This is a genomic window from Lysinibacillus sp. IITD104 (assembly GCF_036698265.2).
GTDB classification, from domain to species: domain Bacteria; phylum Bacillota; class Bacilli; order Bacillales_A; family Planococcaceae; genus Lysinibacillus; species Lysinibacillus boronitolerans.
Genome location: NZ_JBAHYH020000001.1, coordinates 189,010 through 203,455, shown reverse-complemented (window position 1 = coordinate 203,455; position 14,446 = coordinate 189,010). Strand labels below are relative to the sequence as shown.

General features: G+C 38.9%; 23 protein-coding genes. All 23 read right to left on the bottom strand.

Going from position 1 to position 14,446, the window contains the following annotated elements; translation table 11 throughout:
• Positions 1–15: 15 nt before the first annotated feature.
• The 23 genes from rplR to V1L66_RS00905 all read right to left on the bottom strand — a co-directional run bounded on the left by rplR (position 16) and on the right by V1L66_RS00905 (position 14,364).
• On the bottom strand, positions 16–375 hold the full coding sequence (rplR, locus tag V1L66_RS01015; protein ID WP_004233662.1) for a 50S ribosomal protein L18: 360 nt from the start codon (positions 373–375) through the stop codon (positions 16–18).
• Between the two features lie 32 nt (positions 376–407).
• Positions 408–947 carry a 50S ribosomal protein L6 gene (gene rplF / locus V1L66_RS01010; protein ID WP_016992658.1) on the bottom strand — a complete coding sequence of 180 codons (540 nt, stop codon included), beginning with the start codon at positions 945–947 and terminating at the stop codon, positions 408–410.
• Between the two features lie 30 nt (positions 948–977).
• A complete protein-coding gene (rpsH, locus tag V1L66_RS01005; RefSeq protein ID WP_008181717.1) occupies positions 978–1,376 on the bottom strand; it encodes a 30S ribosomal protein S8 in 399 nt (132 codons plus the stop codon).
• Positions 1,377–1,405: 29 nt separating this feature from the next.
• Positions 1,406–1,591 (bottom strand): type Z 30S ribosomal protein S14, encoded by a 186-nt coding sequence (locus V1L66_RS01000; protein ID WP_004233656.1) that lies wholly within the window; start codon positions 1,589–1,591, stop codon positions 1,406–1,408.
• Positions 1,592–1,612: 21 nt separating this feature from the next.
• Positions 1,613–2,152 (bottom strand): 50S ribosomal protein L5, encoded by a 540-nt coding sequence (rplE, locus tag V1L66_RS00995; RefSeq protein ID WP_004233654.1) that lies wholly within the window; start codon positions 2,150–2,152, stop codon positions 1,613–1,615.
• Between the two features lie 28 nt (positions 2,153–2,180).
• Complete coding sequence (gene rplX / locus V1L66_RS00990; protein WP_004233652.1) at positions 2,181–2,489, bottom strand: 50S ribosomal protein L24; 309 nt, start codon at positions 2,487–2,489, stop codon at positions 2,181–2,183.
• Between the two features lie 35 nt (positions 2,490–2,524).
• Positions 2,525–2,893 carry a 50S ribosomal protein L14 gene (gene rplN, locus V1L66_RS00985; RefSeq protein ID WP_004233650.1) on the bottom strand — a complete coding sequence of 123 codons (369 nt, stop codon included), beginning with the start codon at positions 2,891–2,893 and terminating at the stop codon, positions 2,525–2,527.
• A gap of 43 nt (positions 2,894–2,936) precedes the next feature.
• Positions 2,937–3,200, bottom strand: coding sequence for a 30S ribosomal protein S17 (rpsQ, locus tag V1L66_RS00980; protein WP_004233648.1), 264 nt, complete (start codon positions 3,198–3,200; stop codon positions 2,937–2,939).
• Positions 3,201–3,218: 18 nt separating this feature from the next.
• A complete protein-coding gene (gene rpmC, locus V1L66_RS00975; protein ID WP_004233646.1) occupies positions 3,219–3,419 on the bottom strand; it encodes a 50S ribosomal protein L29 in 201 nt (66 codons plus the stop codon).
• Positions 3,409–3,843 (bottom strand): 50S ribosomal protein L16, encoded by a 435-nt coding sequence (gene rplP / locus V1L66_RS00970; RefSeq protein WP_004233644.1) that lies wholly within the window; start codon positions 3,841–3,843, stop codon positions 3,409–3,411. Before rplP ends, rpmC begins: the two co-directional genes overlap by 11 nt.
• Position 3,844: 1 nt before the next feature.
• Positions 3,845–4,498: a 30S ribosomal protein S3 gene (gene rpsC, locus V1L66_RS00965; RefSeq protein ID WP_004233642.1), complete on the bottom strand. Its 654-nt coding sequence runs from the start codon at positions 4,496–4,498 to the stop codon at positions 3,845–3,847.
• A gap of 3 nt (positions 4,499–4,501) precedes the next feature.
• Positions 4,502–4,846, bottom strand: a complete 345-nt coding sequence (gene rplV / locus V1L66_RS00960; RefSeq protein WP_004233639.1) for a 50S ribosomal protein L22 — start codon at positions 4,844–4,846, stop codon at positions 4,502–4,504.
• A gap of 22 nt (positions 4,847–4,868) precedes the next feature.
• Positions 4,869–5,147, bottom strand: a complete 279-nt coding sequence (gene rpsS, locus V1L66_RS00955; RefSeq protein ID WP_004233637.1) for a 30S ribosomal protein S19 — start codon at positions 5,145–5,147, stop codon at positions 4,869–4,871.
• A 60-nt stretch (positions 5,148–5,207) separates the two neighbouring features.
• Positions 5,208–6,038, bottom strand: coding sequence for a 50S ribosomal protein L2 (gene rplB, locus V1L66_RS00950; RefSeq protein WP_009373990.1), 831 nt, complete (start codon positions 6,036–6,038; stop codon positions 5,208–5,210).
• Between the two features lie 47 nt (positions 6,039–6,085).
• Positions 6,086–6,370 carry a 50S ribosomal protein L23 gene (gene rplW, locus V1L66_RS00945; protein WP_004233628.1) on the bottom strand — a complete coding sequence of 95 codons (285 nt, stop codon included), beginning with the start codon at positions 6,368–6,370 and terminating at the stop codon, positions 6,086–6,088.
• Positions 6,370–6,993 carry a 50S ribosomal protein L4 gene (gene rplD, locus V1L66_RS00940; protein WP_004233626.1) on the bottom strand — a complete coding sequence of 208 codons (624 nt, stop codon included), beginning with the start codon at positions 6,991–6,993 and terminating at the stop codon, positions 6,370–6,372. The genes rplW and rplD overlap by 1 nt, the downstream gene beginning before the upstream one ends.
• Positions 6,994–7,019: 26 nt before the next feature.
• On the bottom strand, positions 7,020–7,649 hold the full coding sequence (gene rplC / locus V1L66_RS00935; protein WP_004233625.1) for a 50S ribosomal protein L3: 630 nt from the start codon (positions 7,647–7,649) through the stop codon (positions 7,020–7,022).
• 45 nt (positions 7,650–7,694) lie between these two features.
• A complete protein-coding gene (gene rpsJ, locus V1L66_RS00930) occupies positions 7,695–8,003 on the bottom strand; it encodes a 30S ribosomal protein S10 (protein ID WP_004233624.1) in 309 nt (102 codons plus the stop codon).
• A gap of 354 nt (positions 8,004–8,357) precedes the next feature.
• Complete coding sequence (locus tag V1L66_RS00925) at positions 8,358–9,668, bottom strand: Na+/H+ antiporter NhaC family protein (RefSeq protein WP_333005987.1); 1,311 nt, start codon at positions 9,666–9,668, stop codon at positions 8,358–8,360.
• Between the two features lie 156 nt (positions 9,669–9,824).
• Entirely contained in the window at positions 9,825–11,804 is a 1,980-nt protein-coding gene (locus V1L66_RS00920; protein WP_333005986.1) for an ABC transporter permease, read from the bottom strand.
• On the bottom strand, positions 11,794–12,555 hold the full coding sequence (locus V1L66_RS00915; protein WP_016995265.1) for an ABC transporter ATP-binding protein: 762 nt from the start codon (positions 12,553–12,555) through the stop codon (positions 11,794–11,796). The genes V1L66_RS00920 and V1L66_RS00915 overlap by 11 nt, the downstream gene beginning before the upstream one ends.
• 96 nt (positions 12,556–12,651) lie before the next feature.
• Positions 12,652–13,668, bottom strand: a complete 1,017-nt coding sequence (locus tag V1L66_RS00910) for a sensor histidine kinase (RefSeq protein ID WP_333005985.1) — start codon at positions 13,666–13,668, stop codon at positions 12,652–12,654.
• Between the two features lie 15 nt (positions 13,669–13,683).
• On the bottom strand, positions 13,684–14,364 hold the full coding sequence (locus tag V1L66_RS00905) for a response regulator transcription factor (protein ID WP_333005984.1): 681 nt from the start codon (positions 14,362–14,364) through the stop codon (positions 13,684–13,686).
• Positions 14,365–14,446 lie beyond the last annotated feature (82 nt).

Sequence of the window (14,446 nt, the reverse complement as noted above, 5' to 3'; positions counted from 1 at the left end):
TGTCCCTCCTTCTTATTAAAATTCTAAACCGTTCTCACGTGCAGCTTCAGCTAAAGCTTTCACACGTCCATGATATAAGTAACCACCACGGTCAAATACTACAGCAGTAATATTTTTTTCCGCAGCGCGTTTTGCGATTGTTTCACCGACTTTAGTTGCTGCGTCAACATTGCTACCTGCACCTTCGAAACCATTTTCTTGAGAAGATGCGCTAACAATTGTTACGCCTGCTACGTCATCGATAAGTTGCGCGTAAATGTTCTTGTTAGAACGGAATACGTTTAAGCGTGGACGCTGAGCAGTACCCGAAATTTTAGAACGAACGCGAGCATGACGTTTTTTACGAACCTGATTTTTATCTTGTTTCGTAATCACAAGGGTCACTCCTTTCTAATGCTTAAGCTGCATTATTTACCTGTTTTACCTTCTTTACGACGAACATATTCGCCTTCATAACGAATACCTTTACCTTTATAAGGCTCTGGTGGACGAACGTCACGGATGTTAGATGCAAGAGCACCAACGCGTTCTTTACTGATACCTTTAACAATGATCTTAGTGTTTGAAGGAACTTCAATTTGTAGACCATCTTCAGGTGTGAACTCTACTGGATGAGAGTAACCTACGTTAAGTACAAGTTTATTACCTTGTAATTGCGCACGGTAACCTACACCGATAAGTTCTAAAGCTTTTTCGAAACCTGCAGAAACACCAGTAACCATGTTCGCAAGAAGCGCACGAGTAGTACCGTGGTTTGTGCGGTGTTCTTTTGATTCAGAAGGACGTACTACAGTGATTACGTTACCCTCTTGCTCAATTTTCATATCTTGGTGGAAAGAACGAACAAGTTCGCCTTTAGGACCTTTAACAGTAACAGTGTTGTCAGCTGCAACAGTAACAGTTACGTTAGCTGGTACCTCGATAATTTTTTTACCTACACGAGACATTTAGTTGCACCTCCATTCATTTATTGCTAATTACCAAACGTATGCTAGAACTTCGCCGCCAACTTGTTTAGCGCGAGCTTCTTTATCTGTTAATAAACCTTGTGAAGTTGACACTAAAGCGATACCAAGACCGTTCAATACTTTAGGTACTTCATTTGTTTTAGCATATACACGTAAACCAGGTTTAGAAATACGTTTTAAGCCAGTGATAACGCGCTCGTTATCTTTTCCATATTTTAAGAAAATACGGATGATACCTTGTTTGTTGTCTTCCACGTATTCTACGTCACGTACGAAACCTTCACGCTTTAAAATTTCAGCGATTTCTTTTTTCACGTTGGAAGCTGGTACTTCTAACTTCTCGTGACGAACCATGTTCGCATTACGAATGCGAGTAAGCATATCTGCAATCGGATCAGTCATTGTCATTACATTTACCTCCTTCCCAAATTAGGGGATTACCAGCTGGCTTTTTTAACGCCAGGAATTTGTCCCTTATATGCAAGTTCTCGGAAACAAATACGGCAAAGTTTGAATTTGCGATATACTGAATGTGGACGACCACAGCGTTCACAACGTGTATACTCTTGCACTTTAAACTTTTGCTTACGTTGTTGTTTAACGATCATAGATTTTTTAGCCACGTTTTCGCCCTCCTTGTTTGATTACTTTTGGAACGGCATACCGAATTGTGTCAATAACTCGCGAGCTTCTTCGTCAGAGTTCGCTGTCGTTACGATCACGATGTCCATACCGCGTACTTTTGAAACTTTATCGTAATCGATTTCTGGGAAAATTAATTGTTCTTTAACACCTAAAGTGTAGTTACCGCGACCATCGAATGCTTTTTTAGAAACACCACGGAAGTCACGTACACGAGGTAGTGAGATAGAAATTAATTTGTCCAAGAATTCATACATACGCTCACCGCGTAATGTAACTTTAGCACCGATAGGCATACCTTCACGAAGACGGAAACCTGCGATCGATTTTTTAGCTTTAGTTACTACTGGTTTTTGACCAGTGATAATTGTTAATTCTTCAACAGCTGCATCTAACGCTTTAGAGTTTTGAACTGCATCACCAACACCCATGTTGATAACGATTTTCTCAACTTTCGGTAGTTGCATAACTGATTTATATCCAAATTTGCTCATAAGAGCTGGAGAAACTTCATTTAAATATTTTTCTTTTAGGCGGCTCATGTGTGTACCTCCCTTCTATTTATACTAATTAGTCGATTACTGCACCTGATTTTTTTGCTACACGAACTTTTTTACCGTTTTCGATTTTATAACCTACACGAGTCGGCTCGCCAGATTTAGGATCGATTAGCATTACGTTCGAAACGTGAATTGCAGCCTCTTGGCTAACAATTCCACCTTGTGGATTCAATTGGTTAGGTTTAACGTGTTTTTTCACGATGTTCACACCTTCAACAAGAACGCGATCTTGTTTTGGGAAAGCAGCAAGGATTACGCCTTCTTTGCCTTTATCCTTACCAGTGATTACCTTAACCTTGTCACCTTTTTTTACATGCATGCTGTCGCACCTCCTTGATTGGCACTGTCATGAAATTAAAGAACTTCTGGAGCTAGAGAAACGATTTTCATGAAGTTGCTGTCACGTAGTTCACGTGCAACAGGTCCGAAAATACGAGTTCCGCGTGGTGATTTATCATCACGAATAATTACACAAGCATTTTCATCAAATTTGATGTATGTGCCGTCTTTACGACGAACGCCTGATTTAGTACGAACGATAACAGCTTTAACAACGTCACCCTTCTTGACAACGCCACCTGGTGTTGCTTTCTTAACTGTACAAACAACGATATCACCGATGTTAGCAGTTTTACGGCCAGAGCCACCAAGCACTTTAATTGTAAGAACTTCACGTGCACCTGAGTTGTCAGCAACTTTCATACGACTTTCTTGTTGGATCACTTAGGTTACCTCCCTTCGGAAATTGGTTGTTCCGAAATAGTTATTAAATAATAACCGCTTTTTCTACAACTTCTACTAGACGGAAACGTTTAGTAGCTGATAGCGGGCGAGTTTCCATGATACGTACGATATCACCGATTTTCGCTGTGTTTAACTCATCATGAGCTTTAAACTTTTTAGAGTATTTTACACGCTTACCATAAAGCTTGTGCTTTTTGTAAGTTTCAACTAAAACAGTAACAGTTTTGTCCATTTTATCTGAAACAACGCGGCCCGTGTAAACTTTGCGTTGATTGCGCTCAGTCATACTTGAAAACCTCCTTTATCAGTTATTTGCACTGATTTCTCTTTCACGAATAACAGTTTTCATACGCGCGATTGCTTTACGCACTTCACGAATACGAGCTGTGTTTTCTAATTGACCAGTCGCCAATTGGAAGCGAAGGTTGAAAAGCTCTTCTTTCAGTGATTTCACTTTTAATTCTATTTCAGAAGTAGCAAGGTCACGGATTTCATTAGCTTTCATTAGATTCACCACCAGTTTCTTGACGTTTTACGATCTTACATTTAACAGGAAGTTTGTGTGATGCTAAACGAAGTGCTTCACGTGCAACTTCTTCAGATACGCCAGCAATTTCGAACATTACTTTTCCTGGTTTAACTACTGCTACCCAACCTTCAGGAGAACCTTTACCAGAACCCATGCGGACTTCTAGAGGTTTTTTAGTGTAAGGTTTATGTGGGAAGATTTTAATCCAAACTTTACCGCCACGTTTCATGTAACGAGTCATCGCGATACGAGCAGATTCGATTTGACGGTTAGTAATCCAGCTAGCAGTTTGAGCTTGTAAGCCCCATTCGCCGAAAGTTACTTCTTTACCGCCTTTCGCTTCGCCACGCATGTTGCCGCGGTGTTCACGACGGTATTTAACGCGTTTAGGCAATAACATATTATTTGCCTCCTTCCACAGATTTCTTCGTAGGAAGAACTTCACCACGGTAGATCCATACTTTAACGCCTAATTTACCGTAAGTAGTATCAGCTTCTGCGTGTGCATAATCGATGTCAGCACGTAGAGTATGAAGTGGAACAGTTCCTTCACTATAGTGTTCAGCACGCGCGATGTCAGCGCCACCTAAACGACCAGATACTTGTGTTTTAATTCCTTTTGCACCAGCGCGGATTGTGCGTTGGATCGCTTGCTTTTGCGCACGACGGAATGATACACGATTTTCTAATTGACGAGCGATGTTTTCAGCTACTAGACGAGCGTCAAGATCTGCACGTTTGATTTCGATGATGTTGATGTGTACACGTTTACCAGTTAAATCGCTAAGGTATTTACGAAGGTTTTCAACTTCAGTACCACCTTTACCGATTACCATACCTGGTTTCGCAGTGTGAATTGTAATGTTTACACGGTTTGCAGCACGTTCGATTTCTACTTTAGAAACTGAAGCGTCTTTAAGAGCCGTTTCAATATATTTACGCACTTTGATGTCTTCGTGAAGTAGAGTTGCATAGTCTTTTTCAGCGTACCATTTTGACTCCCAGTCACGAATAATACCAACGCGTAGTCCTATTGGATGTACTTTTTGACCCACGGATTAACCCTCCTTCTTCTCAGATACCACTAGAGTAATGTGGCTTGTGCGTTTGTTAATTGCGCTTGCACGTCCTTGTGCACGTGGACGGAAACGTTTTAAAGTTGGACCTTCGTCAACGAATACTTCAGAAACTACTAAAGAGTTGATGTCAAGATCGTAGTTGTGCTCAGCGTTAGCAACTGCAGATTTTAATACTTTCTCAACGACTGGAGACGCCGCTTTTGGAGTATGACGTAAAATTGCAACTGCTTCACCAACTTGCTTACCTCGGATTAAGTCTACAACTAGACGTACTTTGCGAGGAGCAATGCGTACTGTACGAGCGATAGCTTTAGCTTGTGTCATTAGGATTTACCTCCTCTCAAAATTAGCGTCTTGTTTTCTTGTCGTCTGCACCGTGACCTTTATAAGTACGTGTCGGTGCGAACTCACCAAGTTTATGGCCTACCATATCTTCTGTTACGTATACAGGAACATGTTTACGTCCATCATATACAGCAATCGTTAAACCGATGAAGTTCGGGAAGATTGTAGAACGGCGTGACCAAGTTTTGATAACTTGTTTTTTCTCAGAAGCCTCTTGCGCTTCCACTTTTTTCATTAAGTGGTCATCGACAAAAGGTCCTTTTTTCAAGCTGCGACCCATGTAGGAACCTCCCTCCGTGATTCCACCACGGCTCTCACATAGAACCGTAGTTTAACCACTTTATTTTTTACGACTACGGATGATAAATTTATCCGATTTGTTTTTCTTCTTGCGAGTTTTGTAACCAAGTGCTGGTTTACCCCAAGGAGTCATTGGTGATTTACGTCCGATTGGAGAACGTCCTTCACCACCACCGTGTGGGTGATCGTTAGGGTTCATTACAGAACCACGAACTTCTGGGCGTTTACCTAACCAACGGCTACGACCTGCTTTACCGATGTGTACAAGTTCGTGTTGTTCGTTACCAACTTGACCGATTGTAGCGCGGCAAGTAGCTAAAACTAAACGTACTTCACCAGATTGTAAACGAACGATAACGTACTTATCTTCACGACCAAGTACTTGCGCAGAAGTACCAGCTGAACGTACTAATTGTCCGCCCTTACCAGGTTTTAACTCGATGTTATGGATTGTAGTACCCATTGGAATGTTTGCTAATGGTAATGTGTTACCTACTTTAATATCAGCATCTGGACCAGAAACGATTGTTTGACCAACCTCTAGACCTTTTGGTGCTAAGATGTAAGCTTTTGCTCCATCAGCGTAGTTGATTAATGCGATATTCGCAGAACGGTTTGGATCATATTCAATAGTAGCAACTTTTGCCGGAATGCCATCTTTAACACGTTTGAAATCGATAACACGGTATTGCTTCTTATGACCACCACCATGATGACGAACAGTGATTTTACCTTGGTTGTTACGACCAGCTTTGCGTTTAGTTGGTTCAAGCAATGATTTCTCAGGCTTGTTTGTTGTAATTTCCGCAAAGTCTAATGACGTCATGTTACGACGACCATTAGAGGTAGGTTTATACTTTTTAATCGCCATTGTGTTTTCCCTCCTTCTTGAGTGTTCAAATCATAAATCCGTTAGGATTACATTTCGAATAATTCAATTTCTTTGCTATCAGCAGTTAATTTAACGATCGCTTTACGACGTTTGTTAGTGTAACCACCGTAACGGCCTACGCGTTTGAATTTACCTTTGTAGTTAAGAACGTTTACTTTCTCAACTTTTACGCCAAAGATTTCTTCTACAGCGTCTTTTACTTGAGTTTTGTTAGCGCGAGTGTCTACTTCGAAAGTATACTTTTTCTCTGCCATAAGTTCTGAAGAACGCTCAGTAATGACCGGACGTTTTAAAATATCACGTGCTTCCATTATCCAAGCACCTCCTCAACTTTTTCTACTGCAGACTTAGTGAATACAACTTTATCATGACCTAATAGATCAAGAACGTTGATTCCGTTTGCAGTTAAAACTGTTACACCTGGGATGTTACGAGCAGATAATGCTACGTTTTCATCTAGGTCAGCAGTTACGAATAAAGATTTTTTCTCTAAAGAAAGATCTTTAAGGATTTTTGTGAATTCTTTTGTTTTTGGTGCTGCTAGAGTTAGAGCATCAAGAACTAAGAAGTTTTGTTCTACTACTTTAGCTGATAAAGCAGATTTAAGAGCTAAACGACGAACTTTTTTAGGTAATTTATAAGAATAGCTACGTGGAGTAGGACCGAATACGATACCACCGCCGCGCCATTGTGGAGAACGGATAGAACCTTGACGAGCACGACCAGTTCCTTTTTGACGCCATGGTTTACGACCACCACCAGCAACCTCAGAACGGTTTTTAACCTTGTGATTACCTTGACGAAGAGAAGCACGTTGAGCAACTACTGCGTCGAATAATACTGCTTCATTTGGCTCGATTCCGAAGATCGCATCGTTTAATTCGATTTCACCAACTGAAGCACCTGTTTGACTAAGTACAGATACTTTTGTCATTCCTGTTTCCTCCTTTCCTTAAGTGATTACTTAGCTTTAATTGCAGTTTTTACTGTAACTAGAGCTTTTTTAGAACCAGGAACATTACCTTTAACAAGTAGTAAGTTACGATCTGTATCAACTTTCACGATTTCTAAGTTTTGGATTGTAACTACATTGCCACCCATTTGACCAGGTAATTTCTTTTGTTTAAATACGCGGTTCGGAGCAACTGGACCCATTGAACCAGGACGACGGTGGTAACGAGAACCGTGGGCCATAGGACCACGAGATTGTCCGTGGCGTTTGATAACACCTTGGAAACCTTTACCTTTAGTAACTCCTGTTACATCGATTACATCGCCTTCTGCGAAAATTTCTACTTTGACTTCTTGACCAACTTCGTATTCTTCCACGTTCACGTTGCGGAATTCACGAATGAAGCGCTTAGGAGCAGTGTTCGCTTTTGCTACGTGACCTTGTTCTGGTTTGTTAGAAAGCTTAACGCGCTTGTCTTCGAAACCAACTTGAATTGCTTCGTAGCCGTCTGTTTCAACAGTTTTCTTTTGAAGAACTACGTTTGGAGTAGCTTCGATAACTGTTACCGGGATTAAATCGCCGTTTTCAGCGAAAACTTGTGTCATACCAATTTTTCTACCTAAGATTCCTTTAGCCATTTGTCACACCTCCTGTAAGTTTTAAAAGTTATATTGTTTTTACCATTAAAGTTTGATTTCGATATCAACGCCAGATGGTAAATCAAGTTTCATTAACGCATCAACAGTTTGTGGTGTTGGGTTAACGATATCGATCAGACGTTTATGCGTACGCATTTCGAATTGTTCACGAGAATCTTTGTACTTGTGAACCGCACGAAGAATTGTGTACACAGACTTCTCAGTTGGAAGTGGAATCGGACCTGATACACTTGCACCTGAACGTTTTGCAGTTTCCACAATTTTCTCAGCAGATTGATCTAAAATACGGTGATCATACGCTTTTAAACGAATACGAATCTTTTGTTTTGCCATTATTTTCCCTCCTTCTCGCCTATTTTCTAGACATTCTCCACGAAAATTTTCCCACACACCGCCATGGCAAAGCGGCCGGGTGTGTCGGCAACCTCTCGCTTCATCGCAGTCAAAGACCAACATTCAAAATTATATACAATAAAAAAAGAATAAGCAAGTCTTTTCGCTAAATTCTTTTAAATGTTGCAGATATTCTTAGTACTACTATTTCTACGCTTTATTAAGCCGTTTATTAGTATATAAAATTTCTATTCATATTGCAACACTTAAGGTTGTCATATCAACATTTTCGCACATTTCAAATAACTCTAAAATGAAAAGTAGTTTCTATTTTATATAGAAACTACTTTCTTGTTATAGAAAGAACACACAGGCAATCCAACCAAATAGGATTAGTGGTATGTTAATGAAAATAAATGTCGGAACACAGGTATCCCAAATATGATGATGCTGACCGTCTACATTTAGGCCAGCAGTTGGCCCTAATGTAGAATCAGATGCTGGAGAACCTGCATCTCCTAAAGCGCCAGCTGTACCAACTAAACAAAGTATCGCTAATGGACTCATATCTAAGCCTTGTGCAAGCGGAACAAAGAGTGTAGCAATAATTGGCACCGTTGCGAAGGATGAGCCAATTCCCAACGTCACAACTAATCCTATGACTAACATGATGAAAACAGCAAGACTTCTATTTCCTTCTAATACGGTGAGTGAATTTGCAATTAAGCTGTCCACATCACCTGTTGCATTGATTACCGCCGCAAAACCATTTGCCGCAATCATAACAAAACCAATAAAGGCCATCATCTTCATTCCTTCAGAAAGAATATCATCGGCTTCTTTCCATTTAAGGGCACCTGTAAAATACATAATCATAATACCTGCAAACGAGCCTACAATCATTGAATCTGTTAACACTTGAGCGCATAGTGCTATCACTAATGCCAGCGCTGTAGAAAACATAATAAACTTGCTGACGTTTACATTTAAAGATTCAGTCTCCACTTCACTATGCTTATAATGCCTTGGCTTGCGGTATACAACAAAGGCGATTACCAATCCAATTAGCATTCCTAATACGGGTATCCCCATTGCTGCAGAGACATCACGTGAAGATACAGCCATTCCTGCCTCTGACACTTGTGTAGCAACAATATCTTGAAAGATTGCTCCAAAACCAGCAGGTACAAAACTATAAGTTCCAATTAAGCCTACTGCAATCAACGTTGCAATTATACGTCGGTCGACTTCTAGCATATTTAAAATCTTTAAAATAGGAGGAATTAATAATGGAATGAAGGCAATATGAATAGGAATGACATTTTGAGATAAAATTGACATCACAAAGATAAGGAAGAAAATTAATACCTTGATAAGACCTTTTCTATTACTTTTACCCTTTAATATTTTTAACATCCCAGCTATCATTAATTCGGGTATTCCTGTCTTGGCAATGGCGATTGCAAAACCACCAAGTAAGCCATAACTTAATGCAATGGTTGCTCCTGCTCCTAATCCTTCCGTAAATGATCGGACTGTTGACTCGATGCCCATCCCACTAGTTAGACCACCTACAAATGCTCCTAGAACTAACGAGAGAACGACATTGATGCGAAGCAAGCTTAATATTAACATAACGGCAACAGCCGCAATTACTGCATTCATTGTTACACTCTACTTTCATACACTAAATTACTAACATGTTAAACTTTATTATTCTGATAATTGAAAGTCAAGGGTTTTTGTAATTTCTATATTTCAGCACTAAAAACAGTGTAATGATAAACACCACACTGTTTCCGAGTTTCTTCTTATTTAATATTACAACGACTGACGTACAACCTTTTTATAATAGCCTACCGATAGAATGGCAAAAACCGTATATAAGGCTATATAACAGCACATTGCAATCCACAAGGGAGCTGTTAACTCTGTTCCGAATAAAAACCACCCTGACTTAACAGCAAAGTAGCTATGCAATAACCCAATAACTAATGGAACACCGAAATTAAAGGCCTGTTTCATATAAATACCCTTCATGATATCTTTTTCAGCAAAGCCAATCTTTCGTAGGATTGTATAGGAATCACGTTCTTCCTCTGCCTCAGACATTTGTTTAAAGTATAGAATACTACCTGTTGTCATTAAGAATGCTAAACCTAAAAATGCTGTTGTAAATATTGTCAGACCTAATGATTCAATATTGTCTTTACGTTTGCCTTTATAGGATGATTGTGTATATTGCTTTGTCTTCCCTTTATCATCAACAGCCGTAATAATGCCTGCATTTGATTGAATATATAATTTTTCTGCTGTCGCGATATCTTCGTTCGACTTTAAAGTAATTGTTGTTTGATGATGCCAAGGATAAAGAGCTGCCTGTGTAGTTAAACTTTTAAACATATCATCTGTCACCACAAAGACAGGTCCACCACCCCCAGCCGTTACAATACCACTTATCACACTTTTATCGTGAACATCAACGACATGAAAAGTTTCTTCCAGTTTTCCTGCAGATACTACTAAATCATGATCTTTCTCTAACGGGAACATCTCAGCCATATAACCACCATAGTTTGTTAAGATAACCTCGTTCCCAGATAGCTTGGCTTCTGGAACACTCTGTTGATAATCTGAAAGCGGAATGGTATAAATTGTACCTTCCATCGTATATAAAGGGTTATCCTGCTGTTTTTTAGACATCAGCTGACCTACAGCAGCGGTTACCCCCTGCAAACGGTAGTCAATTTTATCATAAGCAATGTTATTTTCCTCTAACTTCTCTAAGAAGGCTTTCCCTTGCTCTTCAAGCAATATGAAATCACCTGGTACTTGGCTATATGCAGATGCTGCTGAAGAGTAATAGGCAATATAGGAAAGCGTCGTCACGCCTAGAGAAACGCCTGTTAACACGGTGATTAGCGTTAATGACTTTGCATTGCTCTTCATGCGATGCATTATGGGTGTTAATGCCAATACATCCTTTATGGATAAATGCCCTTTTTTCTTTAGGCGAATCGTATTCATAATAAATGCTACAGAGAAACGGAAAACAAGGAATGTTCCACCAATTGTAGTAGCTAAAATAATGATCATATTAATAAATAAATTACCTGCAGATTCAATATCGAACAGCTTTGTTGATGCATAGTAGCCATATACAATCAGTATAAGACCCAAAAAGCCAATAACCATCTGCAACGCACTAAAACGTCTTACGCGCTCATCTGCTTGTTTTGCTGCACTAAATAATGATAACAATGAAACATGATGAATCATCCAGGCCATCTGTATAAGAACAATGATCAATAAGATGGTAAATACAATCATCGACTGCTGTAAAGCTTGTGTACTAAAAGTCATGGTTACGAGAGCTTCTTTTTCAAGCACACGAAGCAAAATCATTGCAAACACACGAGAGCTAAAGAAGCCTGCCAACATACCTATAATAACGGCTCCAACGAATAAGAGGATGTTTTCAATCGCTAATAAACGCACGATTAGACCCTTAGTCATGCCAATCAGTTGATACAAGCCTATTTCCTTACTACGACGCTTCATAAATAAATGGTTTGCATATAAAACGAAAAACAAAACGATAAAATATAGAATATAAGTTGCTGCCTTAAATCCTGCCGCAGCCGTTCCACTCATTTGAACAGCAGCCCACACTTCCGTATTATTTTGCAAGGTGACAAAAGAAAAATACAATGTAACACTAAAAATAAGTGCAAAAAAATATAAATAGTAGTGTCTCATATTTTTCTTCATACTTCGAAGTACTAGCTTACTAAGACTCATACCCATCACCGCCTAGCACACTTTGTGTATGCATGATTTCTTGGAAAAAGGCCTGCCTTGTTTTATCGCCCTTATAAAGCTCACTATAGATAAGGCCATCCTTTAGAAATAACACACGTGTACAGAAGCTTGCAGCTACTGCGTCGTGTGTAACCATCATGATTGTCGCTTCTTTTGTCTCATTAATATTTTGTAGATTTTGAAGCAAGGCTGTGGCAGATTTAGAATCTAATGCACCAGTGGGCTCGTCTGCAAATACCAATGACGGATTGGTAATAAGTGCGCGTGCAGCAGAGGTACGCTGTTTTTGTCCACCCGATATTTCGTTGGGGTATTTATTTAAAATTTCTGTGATTCCCAGCAAAGAAGTGAGTTCCTTCACTCGACTTTCTGCAACGGCTTTTGGTAACTTACTGATGGCTAATGGTAGAAGAATATTTTCTTTTACTGTCAAGGTATCTAATAAATTATAGTCTTGAAATATAAATCCCAGCTGCTCTCGTCGGAAGTTTGCTAAAGCCTTTTCTTTCATACCACGTAAACTATGACCGTTTATCTCAATAACACCTTCCGTCGCAAAGTCAATTGAGCATAAGACATTTAAAAGCGTTGTTTTACCAGAGCCAGAAGGTCCCATAATACCTACAAATTCACCTTTATTCACTTCTAAATCAATACCCTTTAATACTTCTTGAGCTGTTGATTTTTTTCCATACACTTTCTTTATTTTACGACCGATTAGAACTGTCACTTCATAACGCCCCTTTCTATAGTCCAAGTGTACCCTGACAAACCTAATCATTCGTGCGTTTTACATGACAATATAAAAAGGTAGGTGACATTTTCGTCATCTACCTTTTAGTTTCGCATATTCATTTTGTAAGGGGAAACGTAGTGTAAATAGTGAGCCTTCACCAACTTTAGATTGAACATTAATACGAATACCAATTTTATGGGCTACATTAGATGCTAAATAAAGACCCATACCTGTAGACTGAGAGGATTCCCTTCCCGCTGTTCCTGTATAAGATTTTTGAAAAATCCTAGGTAAATCCTCTAAAGGTATACCCCTACCTATATCTTTAATATGTAGTAATGTAGCACCTGTAGAATCATGTTCTGCAAAGATTGTTATCTCAGAATTCGCTGGGCTATACTTGATGGCATTCGAAAGAATTTGTCGAATAATAAATGCTAGCCACTTGCCATCTGTCAAAACTGTCTCAGTAAGTTCAGCAATTTCAAAGCCAATGCCTTTCTCAAGACACCAGGCTTGCATAGCTCTGATTTCTTTATAAACAATGGGCTTTAGTTCAATCTCATTTAAATAATTATCCTTTTCAATAGAAGATAATCTTGTTTGATGCAGTTGTTGATCAACCAAAAGATGCAGTCTTAGCCATTCATTCTCTAATTTTCGACGTAGCTGTAAATCCTCAATATGTTCAAACATTAAATTAATAGCAGTTAAAGGAGCTTTTACTTCATGAACCCAAGCTAATAGCTCATCTGAATATTCCTGTAGCTGCACTTTGGCTAGATTTAACTCCATATTCTTTTCAAAAAGGATATCTTCCATTTTTCGAAAGTATACTTCTTGAAAAGGAGATAAAGCTAAACTATTTCTATGTGCATCATCAAGATAGCTATCCATATTTCCCAGGAAATCTTTTAATTTCCCAACTTCGATGACATAGCGATACCCCAAAAAGAGTATAAAACTAATAAGCAAACTAATATTCACATACCAAATAGACACTCCATTTAAACCAACGTCAAGAGAGAATAGTACATTTAGTATTATCAAAGTAAAAATAAAAAAAACTATCCAAGCAAAGCGTTCTCTAATAAATAATAATAACAACTTCCCTCACGTCCCTCAGCTTACTGCCATATAACCAAGTCCCTTTTTTGTCAGTATTACTTCATGTAAACCAATATCCTCTAGCTTTGTACGTAACCGATTAACATTGACCGACAAAGTATTATCGTTTACAAAACGTTCGTCATCCCATAGTTTTCTCATTAACTCATCTCTTGAAACTATTTGATTAGCCTGTTCCACTAATATTCTTAAAATGAAAAGTTCATTTTTTGTTAAGGAAGCAATGGCACCATTATACATAATTTCACTTCTTGCATAATCAATGATGGCATCGTTAAAACGTGTAACATTCATTTTCTCTTCAACGTAATCATAGGTTCTACGTAAAATAGCCTGTGCTTTTGCGAGTAAAACTTCCATATGAAAAGGCTTTTGAATAAAATCATCTGCTCCCATTTGCATAGCCATTACCATATCCATCGGGTGATCTCGGGAAGAAAGAAATAGGATTGGCACTTTGGATAAATGACGAATTTCACGACACCAATGAAAGCCGTCATAGGCAGGCAATTGAATATCAATTAACACGAGATGTGGCTTCTCCTCTATAAAGTCATCCATCACCTTTTGAAAATTTTTAGGTCCAATAACGTGTAATGACCACTGTTCAAAACGTTCTTGAATCATACTAAAAATAGAAGGATCATCTTCAATCAGCAAAATTTTCATGTCCATAGTCAATTCCCCTTTCCCTTTAATTATTTACCCTAGATGACATGCTTACTGTTATGTACACATACACTAATTAAAACTCTAA

Excerpts from the sequence above, each read along its gene's own strand:
- rplF (WP_016992658.1), bottom strand. The coding sequence starts at position 947 with ATGTCTCGTGTAGGTAAAAAAATTATCGAGGTACCAGCTAACGTAACT.
- V1L66_RS00925 (WP_333005987.1), bottom strand. The coding sequence starts at position 9,668 with ATGAATGCAGTAATTGCGGCTGTTGCCGTTATGTTAATATTAAGCTTG.
- rplP (WP_004233644.1), bottom strand. The coding sequence starts at position 3,843 with ATGTTATTGCCTAAACGCGTTAAATACCGTCGTGAACACCGCGGCAAC.
- rpsH (WP_008181717.1), bottom strand. The coding sequence starts at position 1,376 with ATGACAATGACTGATCCGATTGCAGATATGCTTACTCGCATTCGTAAT.
- rpmC (WP_004233646.1), bottom strand. The coding sequence starts at position 3,419 with ATGAAAGCTAATGAAATCCGTGACCTTGCTACTTCTGAAATAGAATTA.
- rplB (WP_009373990.1), bottom strand. The coding sequence starts at position 6,038 with ATGGCGATTAAAAAGTATAAACCTACCTCTAATGGTCGTCGTAACATG.
- rplC (WP_004233625.1), bottom strand. The coding sequence starts at position 7,649 with ATGGCTAAAGGAATCTTAGGTAGAAAAATTGGTATGACACAAGTTTTC.
- rpsS (WP_004233637.1), bottom strand. The coding sequence starts at position 5,147 with ATGGGTCGCAGCTTGAAAAAAGGACCTTTTGTCGATGACCACTTAATG.
- rplD (WP_004233626.1), bottom strand. The coding sequence starts at position 6,993 with ATGACAAAAGTATCTGTACTTAGTCAAACAGGTGCTTCAGTTGGTGAA.
- rplE (WP_004233654.1), bottom strand. The coding sequence starts at position 2,152 with ATGAGCCGCCTAAAAGAAAAATATTTAAATGAAGTTTCTCCAGCTCTT.
- rpsJ (WP_004233624.1), bottom strand. The coding sequence starts at position 8,003 with ATGGCAAAACAAAAGATTCGTATTCGTTTAAAAGCGTATGATCACCGT.
- V1L66_RS00920 (WP_333005986.1), bottom strand. The coding sequence starts at position 11,804 with ATGAGTCTTAGTAAGCTAGTACTTCGAAGTATGAAGAAAAATATGAGA.
- rplW (WP_004233628.1), bottom strand. The coding sequence starts at position 6,370 with ATGGAAGCACGTGATATTTTAAAACGTCCGGTCATTACTGAGCGTTCT.
- rplX (WP_004233652.1), bottom strand. The coding sequence starts at position 2,489 with ATGCATGTAAAAAAAGGTGACAAGGTTAAGGTAATCACTGGTAAGGAT.
- rplV (WP_004233639.1), bottom strand. The coding sequence starts at position 4,846 with ATGACACAAGCTAAAGCTATCGCTCGTACAGTACGCATTGCTCCTCGC.
- rpsQ (WP_004233648.1), bottom strand. The coding sequence starts at position 3,200 with ATGACTGAGCGCAATCAACGCAAAGTTTACACGGGCCGCGTTGTTTCA.
- V1L66_RS00905 (WP_333005984.1), bottom strand. The coding sequence starts at position 14,364 with ATGGACATGAAAATTTTGCTGATTGAAGATGATCCTTCTATTTTTAGT.